Source organism: Vibrio sp. 1978, from assembly GCF_033344345.1.
This window is the reverse complement of record NZ_JAWPOP010000029.1, coordinates 25,965-39,498: the sequence shown is the minus strand read 5'-3', so window position 1 is coordinate 39,498 and position 13,534 is coordinate 25,965. Positions and strand designations below refer to the sequence as shown.

Annotated in this window: 17 protein-coding genes; 4 read left to right on the top strand and 13 right to left on the bottom strand. The window is 43.8% G+C overall.

What is annotated here, in order from left to right; translation table 11 throughout:
- Nucleotides 1-12: 12 nt before the first annotated feature.
- Nucleotides 13-867 carry a 4-hydroxybenzoate octaprenyltransferase gene (gene ubiA / locus R8N49_RS20995; protein WP_005378684.1) on the bottom strand — a complete coding sequence of 285 codons (855 nt, stop codon included), beginning with the start codon at nt 865-867 and terminating at the stop codon, nt 13-15.
- Entirely contained in the window at nt 868-1,407 is a 540-nt protein-coding gene (locus R8N49_RS20990; protein ID WP_005378686.1) for a chorismate lyase, read from the bottom strand.
- Between the two features lie 161 nt (nt 1,408-1,568).
- On the opposite strand from R8N49_RS20990, the gene R8N49_RS20985 reads away from it, so the two are divergent.
- Complete coding sequence (locus R8N49_RS20985) at nt 1,569-1,979, top strand: flagellar basal body-associated protein FliL (RefSeq protein ID WP_005378687.1); 411 nt, start codon at nt 1,569-1,571, stop codon at nt 1,977-1,979.
- A 62-nt stretch (nt 1,980-2,041) separates the two neighbouring features.
- On the opposite strand, the gene glpG is transcribed toward R8N49_RS20985, so the two are convergent.
- The 6 genes from glpG to ftsY all read right to left on the bottom strand — a co-directional run bounded on the left by glpG (nt 2,042) and on the right by ftsY (nt 7,607).
- Entirely contained in the window at nt 2,042-2,884 is an 843-nt protein-coding gene (glpG, locus tag R8N49_RS20980; RefSeq protein ID WP_017636076.1) for a rhomboid family intramembrane serine protease GlpG, read from the bottom strand.
- Complete coding sequence (gene glpE, locus R8N49_RS20975; protein WP_005378691.1) at nt 2,884-3,204, bottom strand: thiosulfate sulfurtransferase GlpE; 321 nt, start codon at nt 3,202-3,204, stop codon at nt 2,884-2,886. The genes glpG and glpE overlap by 1 nt, the downstream gene beginning before the upstream one ends.
- Before the next feature lie 493 nt (nt 3,205-3,697).
- On the bottom strand, nt 3,698-4,555 hold the full coding sequence (gene rpoH / locus R8N49_RS20970; RefSeq protein ID WP_005378693.1) for an RNA polymerase sigma factor RpoH: 858 nt from the start codon (nt 4,553-4,555) through the stop codon (nt 3,698-3,700).
- A 176-nt stretch (nt 4,556-4,731) separates the two neighbouring features.
- The gene (gene ftsX, locus R8N49_RS20965; protein ID WP_005378695.1) at nt 4,732-5,700 is read right to left on the bottom strand and encodes a permease-like cell division protein FtsX; all 969 of its coding nucleotides are present in this window, start codon (nt 5,698-5,700) and stop codon (nt 4,732-4,734) included.
- Nucleotides 5,690-6,364: a cell division ATP-binding protein FtsE gene (gene ftsE / locus R8N49_RS20960; RefSeq protein ID WP_005378697.1), complete on the bottom strand. Its 675-nt coding sequence runs from the start codon at nt 6,362-6,364 to the stop codon at nt 5,690-5,692. The genes ftsX and ftsE overlap by 11 nt, the downstream gene beginning before the upstream one ends.
- 22 nt (nt 6,365-6,386) lie before the next feature.
- Nucleotides 6,387-7,607: a signal recognition particle-docking protein FtsY gene (ftsY, locus tag R8N49_RS20955; protein WP_151514319.1), complete on the bottom strand. Its 1,221-nt coding sequence runs from the start codon at nt 7,605-7,607 to the stop codon at nt 6,387-6,389.
- Between the two features lie 230 nt (nt 7,608-7,837).
- Here ftsY and rsmD point away from each other — a divergent pair, with 230 nt between their 5' ends.
- The gene (gene rsmD / locus R8N49_RS20950) at nt 7,838-8,437 is read left to right on the top strand and encodes a 16S rRNA (guanine(966)-N(2))-methyltransferase RsmD (RefSeq protein WP_005378702.1); all 600 of its coding nucleotides are present in this window, start codon (nt 7,838-7,840) and stop codon (nt 8,435-8,437) included.
- A 25-nt stretch (nt 8,438-8,462) separates the two neighbouring features.
- Nucleotides 8,463-8,729 carry a DUF1145 domain-containing protein gene (locus tag R8N49_RS20945; protein ID WP_005378704.1) on the top strand — a complete coding sequence of 89 codons (267 nt, stop codon included), beginning with the start codon at nt 8,463-8,465 and terminating at the stop codon, nt 8,727-8,729.
- Between the two features lie 56 nt (nt 8,730-8,785).
- Here R8N49_RS20945 and R8N49_RS20940 read toward each other — a convergent pair whose 3' ends face one another.
- The 4 genes from R8N49_RS20940 to R8N49_RS20925 all read right to left on the bottom strand — a co-directional run bounded on the left by R8N49_RS20940 (nt 8,786) and on the right by R8N49_RS20925 (nt 11,838).
- Nucleotides 8,786-9,370, bottom strand: coding sequence for a YhgN family NAAT transporter (locus R8N49_RS20940; protein ID WP_005389671.1), 585 nt, complete (start codon nt 9,368-9,370; stop codon nt 8,786-8,788).
- A 106-nt stretch (nt 9,371-9,476) separates the two neighbouring features.
- Nucleotides 9,477-9,698: a YecH family metal-binding protein gene (locus R8N49_RS20935; RefSeq protein WP_005378711.1), complete on the bottom strand. Its 222-nt coding sequence runs from the start codon at nt 9,696-9,698 to the stop codon at nt 9,477-9,479.
- A 69-nt stretch (nt 9,699-9,767) separates the two neighbouring features.
- Nucleotides 9,768-10,388: a lysoplasmalogenase gene (locus tag R8N49_RS20930; RefSeq protein WP_005389670.1), complete on the bottom strand. Its 621-nt coding sequence runs from the start codon at nt 10,386-10,388 to the stop codon at nt 9,768-9,770.
- A 1,081-nt stretch (nt 10,389-11,469) separates the two neighbouring features.
- The gene (locus R8N49_RS20925) at nt 11,470-11,838 is read right to left on the bottom strand and encodes a hypothetical protein (RefSeq protein WP_005378717.1); all 369 of its coding nucleotides are present in this window, start codon (nt 11,836-11,838) and stop codon (nt 11,470-11,472) included.
- Nucleotides 11,839-12,166: 328 nt separating this feature from the next.
- Here R8N49_RS20925 and R8N49_RS20920 point away from each other — a divergent pair, with 328 nt between their 5' ends.
- Nucleotides 12,167-12,496: a DUF2500 domain-containing protein gene (locus R8N49_RS20920; protein ID WP_005378719.1), complete on the top strand. Its 330-nt coding sequence runs from the start codon at nt 12,167-12,169 to the stop codon at nt 12,494-12,496.
- Here the strand turns inward: R8N49_RS20920 and R8N49_RS20915 are convergent.
- Nucleotides 12,493-13,506 (bottom strand): acyltransferase, encoded by a 1,014-nt coding sequence (locus R8N49_RS20915; RefSeq protein WP_132937315.1) that lies wholly within the window; start codon nt 13,504-13,506, stop codon nt 12,493-12,495. The two genes, R8N49_RS20920 and R8N49_RS20915, sit on opposite strands and share 4 nt — an antisense overlap.
- Between the last annotated feature and the right edge of the window lie 28 nt (nt 13,507-13,534).

Genomic DNA, 13,534 nt, shown 5'->3' with positions numbered 1-13,534 from the left:
CTATTTCTTCGCTTACCAAAATGCGACCAGTAACCCTATCGCTATCACCATGCCAACATAATTGTTGTTAAGGAAAGCCTTAAAGCACAACTCACGCTCACGGTGACGAATTAAGTGCTGCTGATAAACAAACAACGACGCTGCAATCAAAAGGGTCCAGTAGTAACTTTGTCCCAATTGGTAGAACTGCCCTAACCAAACCAACATCGCGAGTGTAATCAGTTGCAACACACCAATAATAAGCTTGTCATGACGACCAAACAGAATTGCCGTCGATTTAATGCCAATCTTTAGATCATCATCTCGGTCTACCATCGCATATTGAGTGTCGTACGCAATGGTCCACAAAGCATTAATGAGGAACAAAAACCAAACAATTAATGGTAATTCCCCAGTTTGTGCAGCCCACGCCATTGGAATCGCCCAGCTAAAAGCCAAGCCTAAAAATAGCTGTGGAATATGAGTGTAACGCTTCATAAATGGATAGATGAACGCCAACACAATGCCAGCGAAGGATAGCTGAATCGTCAGCGGGTTCATGGTCAGCACTAACAAAAACGAGCTGATACCCAAAACCAAAAATAATCCAATCGCTTCTTTTGCTGTCACTTTCCCTGATGGCAGTGGACGTTGCTTAGTACGCTTTACATGGCCGTCGACTTTGCGATCTGCAAAATCATTAATCACGCACCCCGCACTACGCATTAGGAAAACACCCAATACAAACACGATGAATACATCCCAACTTGGCATCCCTTGGGCTGAGATAATTAGCGCCCAAATCGTTGGCCACATCAGTAACAGTGAACCAATCGGGCGATCCATGCGCATCAGTTGCCAATATGCTTTGGCTTTTTCTGCGGACATTTACACTGTCTCCTTAGCGTAAACTGGTGAATTAGATAAGAATAACTCGGCGACTAGCATCGGTTTGTGATTCATCCACAACCTTGAGCGTCGTGCTAACAAACGTCCTTCTGGTACGGCTACCCATCCCATTTGCAAAGAGTCCCGCTCAACGTTATCTGCGCTAAACACAGTTAGTCCTAATGGGATATCCCCTTGTTGAGCCAAATCATACTGCTGATCAACTAAGGTTGAACGAGGAATCAATGTCCGCCCAATAACCCAGTTATTATTGTCACCGCACAAAATTACCTCTCTCAGTAAGCAATCTTGTTCGGACAATAACTGGCTTTCGTCCTGTTTTAATGTCGCTGCAGTGACGATCTGATTTTGTAGCAATTCTACCGTTAACGCTTGGCAGTGCTGTTTTAAACGACGTGACAAAGACCCTTGCTCTTCAAGCCAATGCTTGGCAAATTCATTTGGAAATTCGAATTCTTCGGGGTTTTGCCACTCTACTTCCAATAAAGAAGCAAGATAGAGTGATGTTGGCTGATTCATACTAGTATTCAATTGGAGGCTTTATGCGTACAATAAAGCAACAACTTACCGTCCATAGTAATGTATGTAACCGTAAGTTCCGTTATTTGTTATAGACGGCCCATTGTATCAAGACTGAAGCGATTCGAATATCGCGATCCAGAGAAAGAAAAGTTAGAAATATGTACAAACGTTATATAGCCCAAATTATTTTTGCGTTAACCATACTATTCGCCGCACCAAGTTGGGCTGAAACGGAAGAAGCTGGACCTAAGTTGGCATACTTTACCCTAGAGCCTGACCTCACTACTAACTTTTACACCAAAGGCAAAAAGTTAGGTTATGTGCAAGTGCGCATCGACATCATGGTAATGAGTCAACAAGATTTATCAGTTGTTGAGCATCACCAACCTTTGATTCGCGATGCAGTGATTGAATTATTGGGTAAGCAAACAGAAGATACGATTAAGTCCCTGTCTGGCCGAGAAGATCTGCGCAAAACCTTAGTGACGACCCTCAACGAAACGCTTTTGCCTGAAACAGGTAAAACCATCATTGCCGATTTGTTGTTTACAAAATACCTTTATCAATAAACCCAAATCCGTTTTGAACATAAAAAAGACCGCTCTTGAGCGGTCTTTTCATTTCATCTGCTTTAGGCTTGCTGTTGGTATTTCATCTTGCCTGAATCAAACAGCGCAATCGCCATCCCCGACAGTAGCCCAACTAAGTGAGCGGTGTTTGCAATCGCCATAAATGGCTGCACAAAACCAAGAACTAACCATACCAACATAAAGACGATGATTGGCTTGGGTAGCGTAAGGCCTAAATGTGGCAAGCGGTAACCCAATATCCACAAATAACCAAGCAGTGCATAGACCACACCAGACAAGCCGCCGAAGTTAGCCCCTTCAACATAGAACTGGCCTGCCCCTGAAAGCGCTGCCGACACCACAAAGAGTTGCAATAGCTTACCGGAACCGAGACGACGTTCGATGTCGCCCCCCAACTGCCACCACCATAGTAAGTTAAACACGATGTGAGTTACTGAAAAGTGCAGTAACGCATGACTTAGCCATCGCCACACTTGCCATTGTTGCCCCTCAAAAGCCGGGAAGTGCAACAACTTAAACACGCCATTGCCAAAGCCAAACATTTGTAACAAGTAGATGATGATACAGACTGTCATGATCAGCAAAGTCATGGGGCCAGCTTTCGCTTTGACCATGCTCATGATACTCGGGCTGGAATAATGAAATGTGCTCTTACGAGTATCGGCAACGTCCCACGAGGCGGCGCTGTATTTTGAATCAGACGGGTTAGCAAGGAACAGCTTAAGTTCGGCTTCCGCTTCTATTTCATGCTGGCTATCAGTCAGCCACAGCGCAAATTGCCCATCCCCTTCAGGCATCATTTCGATGTCAATTTGGCGAGAGGCCATATAATCAATAAAGGCTTGCGCCATACGTGGATTATTTAACGTTACCAATCTCTTCATTAACTTCTCACTATCGGTAGTTCTGCTCGATGCCAGGCTTCAAAGCCACCATCTACACTGTACACCTGTTCAAAGCCTTGGTTAACTAAATATTGCGCCGCACCTTGGCTACTAATGCCGTGGTAACACATCACCAGAATAGGTTGTTCGAACTCCACTTCATCCATAAACGCAACGATCGTATCGTTAGTTAAATGATACGCAGACTCCGCATGCGCAACGGCAAACGATTGAGGGTCACGGATATCTACAAGCTTCGCATCACCCTGCTCGAGCAGCGCTTGCGCACCTTGTACATCGATATGCTTAAACTGATCCATTTACTTTCTCATTGTCTTATTAATATACCCAAGCAACCTCGAACCTAACGTACTAATCAGCACCCGTGGTACAGCATAAAATCCATATTTGAAGCTGCTTGGGTATACTGCCGCTATTGTAACCTATCCAACGGCAAACTTAGACACATGGATAATCAGGTTTTCCAAAAGTGTACACATTCCAACCATTTGTGGATAAAGCTGTGAATTGCGTTGATAAAGTGTATTTGGATCTTTTGATCCACAATATGTAGTGATGATCCTGATCTAACTGTGTGTATATCTATAACTATCCCCAGATGGAAAAGTGCTTGAATCCCTTATTTTGTCCGGGTTTCGAACAGTTGATAAATAATTACTTCACAGAGTTATACACAGGTAGCACATAAAATCCGGATCGCAAACGCTATCGATTTTCGATCGACAATAAAAAAGCCGAGATCACATGATCTCGGCTTTCTATGAAAATCTTACTTTCAATTAGCAGTGGAAATTAAAATTCACCCACGGCCAATTTTAGTTTCTTCATTGCATTTTTTTCTAGCTGGCGAATACGCTCGGCGGAAACACCGAACTCATCAGCTAAGTCTTGCAATGTTGCTTTCTCATCATCTAACCAACGAGAACGCACGATGCGCTGACTACGCTCATCCAAACTCGCTAATGCATGACCCAAGCGATTGTTGGTATGCATTTCCCAGTTGGCGGCTTCAATGTTGTCGGCCACATCAGACGATTTGTCTTCTAGGTATAGCATCGGCGCTGTGTAAGCGTTTGAACTGTCGTCTTCATCAGTTGGCATATCAAAGGTTGAATCCACCGCCGCTAAGCGTGATTCCATCTCGCGAACTTCAGAAGGCTCAACACCTAACTCGCGCGCAACGGTTTCCACTTCACCGTTGTTAAACCAACCCAAGCGCTTTTTCGACTTACGCAGGTTGAAGAACAATTTACGTTGCGCTTTAGTGGTCGCAATTTTCACGATACGCCAGTTACGTAGCACGTATTCGTGGATCTCTGCTTTGATCCAGTGGACAGCGAAAGAAACCAAGCGAACCCCTACTTCTGGGTTAAAACGCTTAACGGCTTTCATTAGACCGATGTTACCCTCTTGCACAAGATCCGCCATTGGCAAACCGTAGCCAGAGTAACCACGAGCAACGTGAACAACGAATCGTAGGTGCGAAAGAATTAGACCTTTTGCAGCCTCAATCTCACCTTTATAGTGTAATCGTTCTGCCAGCTCACGCTCTTCGTCTGCAGTCAGCATTGGGTAGCTGTTTACTGAGCGAATATAGCTATCAAGGCTATCTTGCGTGACTAGAGCCATCGGATACGCTTCTTTTGTCATTCAATTCCTCATCAATCTCTGATCTGGAGCATTACATTGCAATTTAGCTTCGATATCTTGAACTCAAAATGAACAAGTTTCAAGAAGGGGAAGCAATTATCCATAAACATTTGGTCTAAGCAAGGGTTCAAAATTAGCTAGTGCTAATAAAATCCAAGTAATAAGACCGCCATCACTTAAACTGGTTCAATTTCTTTTAAATGTCGTTGCGCAGAAAAGCGCGCCGCAATACATCCCAAAAGACTCCCAATGATGATTAGTAACAAAGATTCATCCCAACTTAGACCAATCAGGCGGAACTGGCTATCGTACAACGCAGCAAGGTCTTCCACCGCACTATTCATGACAATGGTCACTAAAGCCGTTACCAACCACGCAATAGTGGCACCTAACACGCCAAACCACATACCTGTGTACAAGTAAGGGCGCAGAATGAAACTGTCCGTCGCACCGATCAGTTTCATGGTTTGAATCTCTTCTTTATTCGCCAGCACATTAAATCGCAATGTATTGCCAACGATTAAAAATACCGCACCGAGCATCAGCACTGTCAGGGTAATGACAATAATACTCGCGAGAGTTTTGATTGCATCAAGACGCGCCAGCCAGTCTTCGTCAAGTCTCACGTCGGTCACATCTTGTTGCTCTCGAACGTCTTTGGCTAATGACTGAATATCACTTTTTAGCTCCGAATCTGGCGTAATCACCAACACACCAGGAAGCGCATAGCCACTTAAAAGACTGATAGCTTGGTCGAACCCTGCATATTGGCTTAAATCAGATAGACCTTGTTGCGGTGAAATATATTCTACCTCTTTTACCAAAGGCCAAGTTTCAATTTGATCTTTGAGAACCATCACTCGCGCATCCGGCATGCCTTCAACTAAGTAAGCACTAACTTGTGAAGGAGAAGCGACATCTTCCGCTGCCCCTGCAACGTTTTTCCCCAATAGATACAAACAAGCTGGCATGGCAAGTGCCATGGAGATGACCGCTAGGGTCAGAATGTTGCCTAGTGGTCGTTGCCATAAGGCGCTAAAAGAGGATTTAGCTTGTTTTGCGTGGACAGAGAAAAAACCATCGGTATTCGCACGCTTGGCACTGCGGCCTTTCCCCTTCTTTTGGGAGTGCTTGTTACCTGCCATAGTCTTCTACCTCACTTAGGAAGCCTTGGTTCAATTCAAAATGACGATACTGTGGGCGAGTGTTTACTAACCCCACATCGTGCGTGGCAAGTAAGATTGTCACGCCCGCACGGTTAAATTCTTCGAATAGACGCAACACACGGTTGGATAATTCTGGGTCAAGGTTACCCGTAGGCTCATCAGCCACCAGCAACGTTGGTCGATTAACCACAGCACGGGCAATACCGACGCGCTGTTGCTCACCACCAGAAAGTTGACTAGGTAGACAACGAGCTTTATCGAGTAAGCCCGTTTTATCTAACGCCGCAGAAACACGGCGTTTGATTTCGTTTTCAGAAATCGATTCGATACGCATTGGCAGAGCGACATTGTCGTACACACTGCGATCCATCAATAGGCGATGATCTTGAAAAACAATCCCAATATTGCGGCGCAAAAAAGGGATGTCTTTGCCTGGAATACGCGTGATGTCGTGGCCATTAAAATGGATTTTGCCATCGGTTGGTCGCTCTATCGCGCAGATCAATTTCAGCAAGGTACTTTTACCAGCCCCGGAATGTCCGCCTAAAAACGCCATTTCACCGCGCCTCAGGTGAAAATCGACTTTTTGCAGTGCTTGTCGACCACCTCGGTAAGCTTTGCTTACTTGCTGAAATTTGATCACCGTTGATTTCCTCTAACTCTTTTTATTCTTCACGACTAAACAGTGCGTCAATAAACTCTTGAGTTTCAAATGGACGCAAGTCTTCGATACCTTCACCCACACCAATGTAACGAATTGGAATACCGAACTGATCAGCGATAGCGAAAATTACGCCGCCCTTGGCTGTACCATCCAGCTTAGTCAAAGTAATCCCGGTTAGAGGGGCAACATCACTGAAAAGTTTCGCTTGGCTAATGGCATTTTGTCCTGTACCTGCGTCAAGCGTTAGCATGATCTCATGTGGTGCAGAGTCATCAATTTTCTTCATCACACGTACAATCTTACGCAGCTCTTCCATTAGGTTCGCTTTGTTCTGTAGACGACCTGCTGTATCAGCAATCACCACATCCACACCACGTGCTTTTGCCGCTTCAATCGCATCATAGATAACAGAGGCACTGTCTGCGCCAGTATGTTGAGCAATCACAGGAACATTATTACGTTCACCCCACACTTGTAGCTGCTCAACCGCTGCGGCACGGAAAGTATCTCCCGCTGCAAGCATCACTTTTTTGCCTTGAGTTTGGAACTGCTTGGCAAGCTTACCGATGGTCGTGGTTTTACCCACGCCATTTACACCCACCATCAAGATGACGTAAGGCGTTTTGTTGCTATCGATTTCTAGTGGCTGTTCGACTTTAGAAAGAATCTCAGCCATTTCTTCTTTCAACAAACCATAAAGGGCTTCGCCGTCTTTCAGATCGCCACGTGTGGCTTTTTCTGTCAGGTTGTTGATAATTTTTGTTGTGGTATTCATGCCCACATCAGCAATAAGCAGTTGCTCTTCTAGCTCTTCAAATAAGTCTTCATCGATTTTCTTACCGCTGAACAGACCGAAGAAGCCAGCACCAATATTTGCTTTTGTTCGGCTTAGGCTGCGTTTAAGACGAGCAAAAAAGCTTTCTGTTGGCTTTTCTTGTTCTTGAACACGAGGCGCGGCCGATACGACTTCTGGCTCCTCTGCTTCTGCTTCTGCTTCTGCTTCTGCTTCTGCTTCTGCTGGGGCAGCCTCTGATTGTTTCTCTTCTTCTTCAAGTTCTGGCGTTGCTTCCGCTTGCTCAGCAACCGCTTCGGTTTGCTGCTCTTCAGAAGGCGCTTCCACTGCTTCTTCTTTTACTGTTTCTTCAGTTTTTGGTTTTGGGCTTTGTTCTTCGTCACCAAAACCTAGCCACGAAAGTAATCCGCGCTTCTTTTTTTCCGTCATCTGGGGCTATCCTAGATTGTTCTTTTATCTATTAATGACTCTTTTTTGACAAGATTATTATCTGTCTAAAAAAGGCTAATGACAAAGTTCTGAAAACTTTCCGATTAGGTAATTCTAATCTTATTAGTGTTACACTCTGTCATCTTGAATATTCTGGGCTGTATCCAAGCTCCAAGCTTATTGCTTGGGCGATTAGATATAGTATCACTTTATTAGCGGTCAAAAAATCTATGGTAAGACGTCGCCAGCAAAACTCATCACAAAAAAAGCCAACAACGGGCTTTGTTCGCATTATTAGTGGCTTATGGAGAGGCAGAAAACTTCCTGTACACGATGCTGAAGGCTTACGCCCCACGACAGATCGCGTCAAAGAAACGCTGTTTAACTGGTTAGCTCAAGATGTACCACAGGCAAAATGTCTCGACTTGTTTGCTGGCTCTGGCGGCTTGGGATTTGAGTCAGCTTCGCGCCAAGCAGAGCAAGTGACCATGGTTGAGCTAAACCCACAAGCTTTCCAACAGTTACAAAAGAATGTTGCCTCTCTTAACGCGAACAACATCCAAGTGGTAAATACCGACGCACTGAGTTTTTTGAAGCAACCGGGTTCTGCTCACCATGTGGTGTTTATTGACCCACCGTTTCGCAAAGGTCTATTGGATGAGACCGTGGCTCTGCTAGAACAAAATGGCTGGCTCGCGGAAGATGCGATGATTTATATTGAAACAGAAAAAGAACTCAATATTGCCGACTTACCAGAAAACTGGCAATTACATCGAGAAAAAACAGCAGGCCAAGTGAGCTATCGTCTTTACGAACGTACCTCCGCATAACGCCTCGATTTAAAAGGATACTTAAATGAAAGCACTAATTATGCTGGCCAAAGCGGCTATCGCCTTTGTTTGGTTAGTATTAATCCTAAATATTTTTATGCCCTTTCCCGGCAATGCCGCGATTGCGCTTTACATCATGACCGCTTTTTTGTTCATCATGCACGGTTTACAAATGGCCATCTTCATTGGTGCATTTGGCGACAAAATAAAAATGAGCAGTTGGGAAAAATATTCAATCCTGATTTTTGGTATTTTTGCCCTACTCGATATTCGTCGTAAACACATGATGTAATCGCTAAGATACGAAAAAGCCGCTCTTGTGAGCGGCTTTTTTCTGCGTTTCGTTCGTCACCCAATGTAACTTTTTACACCATCCAAGAACATTTGAGTGGAGATCATCACCAGTAACAAGCCCATTAAGCGTTCTACCGCCTTCAAGCCACGTTCACCCAACAAGCGATTAAAGAAGCCATAAAACATCAGTATAAAAAATGTTGCGCCCCACGCAATTACGACTGATGCTGACATTTCCAACATTTTCTCTGGATGTTGCGAAGACAGTAAAAGCAAGGCTGCAATCACTGAAGGGCCCGCGATCATAGGAATGGCCATCGGAACAATAAAGGGCTCCTCGCCTGCTGCCAGTCCAGTGATGCTGCCAGCACTCGGGAAAATCATCTTAATCGCAATAATGAAGAGAATAATGCCACCTGAAATGCTGAGCGTTTCTGGCTGGACATGCAAAAAACTTAAGATGCTTTGTCCTGCAAACAGAAACAACATCAAAATCAGTAAGGCAAACAGTAGTTCACGAATCAATACCTTACGACGACGCTTGGGATCGATATGTTTGAGAATAGACAACACAATCGGCAAGTTACCGAGAGGGTCCATGATTAGAAACAGCATGGTCGCTGCAGAAAGAATGTCCATATTCTGGCCTCACCTCAAAAATGGCGGCCAGTGTATAGCAAACTGACAACATGAGTATATGACTGAGGGCGAAAACACCATAGTCACCCTCGATCTTAGCCGCCGTTTAGTGATTGCAAACTCGCGCCATATTGACCACAAACTTACCTTCAAGCTCACGAATTTTGTCGCGCTTGAGCAAAAATGCTAGTAATGCATCTAAGTCTAGATCATTCAGTTTACAGGTGTGAAAGCGAACGCTAGCACCAAAGTGCTGTGTGAGGGCTTCGCGATCCATTGGTGTTTCTCTAAGTAGGTTTAGCAGCTCGTGAGCATGGATTTCACTCATTATTGACTCCAGTTATTAAGAACAATGCGTTCAGTTTACTGAAATCCTCAAGAGCTGCTTTGACTTAAATTAGTAAATGATTGAGGCAACAATGAGGGCATGAGCAAAAAAGTAACTGCCACTCACCCACAAATAGGCGTGTTTCATCGGTTTTCGATAACCGTGTATCGCGTATGCCAGCGCCGAATAGATGAGAACTAAGGTTCCGCTAAAGCCGATAGCATTGGCGTAACTCGGCACTTGTAACCAAACTTCACCGGCTGCCCAAGCAAGTTGAACCAGCATCATCCCCATGATCACAACAGGGAATACTAGAGAGTCGAGTTGAGGTAGCAACAAAAAGAACGCCACGATACTCGCTGCAAGCAACAGGGCCAACAGCCACCAGACAATCTCACCATTAAGCTGCACCCAAAATGACTTGCTGTAGCATACCTGGGCAACCAGATAAGCCGTAAAATAGATTAGCTTACGAGTTTTAAACGAGTGCAGCGTATCTGCCACCATAGACACAATAAGCCCACCCGCAATCCAGTAGGTATATGTTGCGGATGCACCTTGAGTTAACACCAACACAAGAAGAAGTAGCAGAGTAAAGATTTTAAACACGAGGGATTGTGTCGGGTTAGCTTGCTTTGCTCCCAACACGGAATACACACCTGATAGCCCTATCGCCAGCCAACTCCACATGCAGTATACACCTTTTACTTAAACTCGCCGCTAGTCTAGGTAGACCAGTTTTGATGTAAAGACACAATCTACGAAAGTTGGATCTCGCTAGCGATTCGAAACATTTTGTAACCCTCAGCCTACGTAATAATAAAGCCGATGAGCCTGAATGATGCCACTAAACATTGGGGCCAAGCTTTGCTCATCAGCCGAACCCATCAAATCACACGACACAATAACCAACGCTTTCTAAAACTATTTAACTGAAAAACAGATAAGTGCTCCAGGTAAGCCGCCATTTCACAAACTGACGATTAAACCACCAGGATGTATGTAATGCAGGCAACAAGAATAAATAACAGACACAAAATAGAAAATAGTCTTAGTAGCGCTCTAAGAGAGGAGAAACCACTGATGACTAGGGGTAAAAACTAAGAAAACCGACCTTAATTCAGTAAAAAAAACATCAGACAAGAAAAGTAAGTCAATGATAAATAAAACCATAATTTCAATAACAGATAAAAGTGCGGACTTCATAAACCATAGAATCACTAAACACTTTTGAAGCCCATATTTTCTCATAAGGTAAGAAAATCTCACTCCATGCTTTCGATTTGACGATGCAACCTCATAGCACATTTTTTAATTTTCTCAATTTTTGAGAAATACAGACAAAATAAACACCCAACATACCACTCGAAACAAAAAACAATTACAAAGCCAACATCACAAACCATTTAACATTATAAAATCATACACTTAAAACAAAAAAGGATAGAAATAAAACAATGTGAACACTTTAAATACAGCACAAAAAACATAGTTTCATTAGTCAGAATCACGTAAAACCAGACAAGTTAAGTGTGGTTTTTGAAAAGATTAACGAGCATATGTTGATCAAACCCCAAAAACAGTGCTATATTAAATTCATCGAGTTCATCAAAGATTAAGGGGTAGTGTTATGATTTCATCTTCTCAAAAACAAGGGCTGGTTATGATTGCAGTGGTTGTGGGTTTAATGACACTGCCAATGATGTACTAACCCAATGATTTAAAATAAAAAAGGACGCAAATGCGTCCTTTTTTATTTATCTGTATAGCTCTACTGAATGTGCTTAGACAAAATATCCCAGTGCATATAGTAGAAACCAAGAGCGGCCAGCGTAATCAACGTCATTAGCAAAATTGCTGTACGCCAAATAAAGCGAGAGCTTCTTGGTGTCAGCTCTTTTTCACAAGCATCACATGCCGCCATAAAGCCTTTACGATCATCCAGCTTGTAATCGTCTTCGTGCACCACTTTGTTACGCACGGTTGCGATGAATCGAAGCTTTGCTATCACGTCATGCGGTAAACGTTCTTCACAACTATTAATAAGTTGGTGCAACCCTTTCCCTTCTGCATGGTACTGAGTACGCAAAAGTTTTTCGATCGTTCGGGTACGCATGACTACTTTTTCAATATCTGACATCGTAACCCTCCTTACCAGACCCTTCCTATGTTCATTATTTTTATTCTTCTATAAATTTAGAGCTTTTTCGAGCCGTTAAGTGCAATTTTACTTTCAATTTGTGCCCTTGAGCTCATATAGCCAGACAAGTGAAAGCTGCTTAGTTCAGCTTTAGTGACGTAGCTTACAGATGAAGCAACAATTTCATCGCGTCCCCATTGAGATAAACCGTGAAGTGCGCCGAATAAAATTCATGTCCCTTTCATTAGATTATGAATAAGTTACCTCAACTCATCGTTTCGTCAGCGAGTTCTGTAGAATGGGACCCGATAAAACATTGGAGGTTAATATGCCAATCTCACTTATTTTCGCCCTATTCGCCCTTATTGCCTTGGGCGCGTGGGTGTTTTTCCGTTTTTATAGTAAGCACTATGTGGGCGAAGACGCTCCAGAGCAAAGCGCGCAGGTAACGGTTTTAGATAAACAAGCGATAGACATACCAAACGCACCACCAGGTCAAGACGATCAAGAGTATTGGATTTACGTTCAACGTGGTTCTATCGGTCCAAAGCGTGAATTCCAAATTGGAGTACATTACTACCATGCACTCAACCCTGGAGATAAGGGAACACTGACCTATCGCGGCAACAAGTTCCTTCACTTCGCTATCAAACGTTAAGGCAGTAACCAACGAGTCTTGGCAGAACGAGAAAAGAGATAGCTCATCGCCAAGGCTCCAGATCCACTTAGAACGATCCAGACTGGAATCACCCAAGCAGGATGTCCTGTGTACCAACCGAACTCTTTCATCGGCCATAAGAAAATAGGGTGAAGTAAGTAAATCCCCAAGCTGTGCTGACTGATCACACTGACCACTTTTTGTACTTTTGGTGATAAGCCTTCACCAAAGTAACGCCCGATCATAAAAATCATCGAAGCCGCTAGAATCACATTCAGTGTTTTATAAGAGAGCCAGCGCCCAACCGTATACTTCTCCGCCTCTAAGCTATTTGTCACAACCATCGTAAAGGTCACTGCCAACGCCACGAGTCCTAGCCCAACAAATAAGGTCACCATAGAGCGATTCAAAGGTACCTTTTGAAATAAAACATACCCCAGTGGAAGGTAACCCATATAAAGCCACATCTGATTACTCCAAGGGCCATCAATCTTGAACAAGAACAGAGTGCTGGTGAAAAGCCAAAATGCGAGATAGGTATACAAGACGTTGTCATCCACGTTGCGTACCATCCATTGAAACAGCGGAATCACAAAATACAGTGGTATAAAGTAATAGAAAAAGCCGAGATGGTAATACGTTGCTTGGAATGGGCTATTGCTTAATACCTCTTTTACGGTTTCAAAATCAAAGCCTTGAGAAGTCCAGCCTGAAAGGTATGCATAAAACATCGACCAAATAAGAAATGGAACTAAAACTTTGCCCAAACGCCTTTTGATATAATACTTACCGTCAAATGGTCGAGTGTCACTGAGCATTAGCGCTCCGGTGATCAAAATAAAAACTGGCACTGCCCAGCGGGTTACGCTATTCACGCCTACCGCTGTCAGCCATTGGTCAAATGGAATCACTCCTAACTCATTTCGATACGGTGCCAAGACGTGAATGGCGATCACTGCTACCGCTGCGAAGCAGCGCAATAAATCAAAAAACAGAACCCTTTCTCTCATACCTTTCCCTACTTTGAGTCGCTTATCG

Bases quoted from the DNA above. Each gene is read 5' to 3' on its own strand.
- R8N49_RS20945 (WP_005378704.1), top strand. From the start codon at position 8,463: ATGAAAGCACTAATTATGCTGGCCAAAGCGGCTATCGCCTTTGTTTGG.
- rsmD (WP_005378702.1), top strand. From the start codon at position 7,838: ATGGTAAGACGTCGCCAGCAAAACTCATCACAAAAAAAGCCAACAACG.
- ftsX (WP_005378695.1), bottom strand. From the start codon at position 5,700: ATGGCAGGTAACAAGCACTCCCAAAAGAAGGGGAAAGGCCGCAGTGCC.
- R8N49_RS20915 (WP_132937315.1), bottom strand. From the start codon at position 13,506: ATGAGAGAAAGGGTTCTGTTTTTTGATTTATTGCGCTGCTTCGCAGCG.
- R8N49_RS20935 (WP_005378711.1), bottom strand. From the start codon at position 9,698: ATGAGTGAAATCCATGCTCACGAGCTGCTAAACCTACTTAGAGAAACA.
- R8N49_RS20985 (WP_005378687.1), top strand. From the start codon at position 1,569: ATGTACAAACGTTATATAGCCCAAATTATTTTTGCGTTAACCATACTA.
- ftsY (WP_151514319.1), bottom strand. From the start codon at position 7,607: ATGACGGAAAAAAAGAAGCGCGGATTACTTTCGTGGCTAGGTTTTGGT.
- ubiA (WP_005378684.1), bottom strand. From the start codon at position 867: ATGTCCGCAGAAAAAGCCAAAGCATATTGGCAACTGATGCGCATGGAT.
- glpE (WP_005378691.1), bottom strand. From the start codon at position 3,204: ATGGATCAGTTTAAGCATATCGATGTACAAGGTGCGCAAGCGCTGCTC.
- rpoH (WP_005378693.1), bottom strand. From the start codon at position 4,555: ATGACAAAAGAAGCGTATCCGATGGCTCTAGTCACGCAAGATAGCCTT.
- R8N49_RS20990 (WP_005378686.1), bottom strand. From the start codon at position 1,407: ATGAATCAGCCAACATCACTCTATCTTGCTTCTTTATTGGAAGTAGAG.
- R8N49_RS20940 (WP_005389671.1), bottom strand. From the start codon at position 9,370: ATGGACATTCTTTCTGCAGCGACCATGCTGTTTCTAATCATGGACCCT.
- R8N49_RS20925 (WP_005378717.1), bottom strand. From the start codon at position 11,838: ATGTCAGATATTGAAAAAGTAGTCATGCGTACCCGAACGATCGAAAAA.
- R8N49_RS20930 (WP_005389670.1), bottom strand. From the start codon at position 10,388: ATGTGGAGTTGGCTGGCGATAGGGCTATCAGGTGTGTATTCCGTGTTG.
- R8N49_RS20920 (WP_005378719.1), top strand. From the start codon at position 12,167: ATGCCAATCTCACTTATTTTCGCCCTATTCGCCCTTATTGCCTTGGGC.
- glpG (WP_017636076.1), bottom strand. From the start codon at position 2,884: ATGAAGAGATTGGTAACGTTAAATAATCCACGTATGGCGCAAGCCTTT.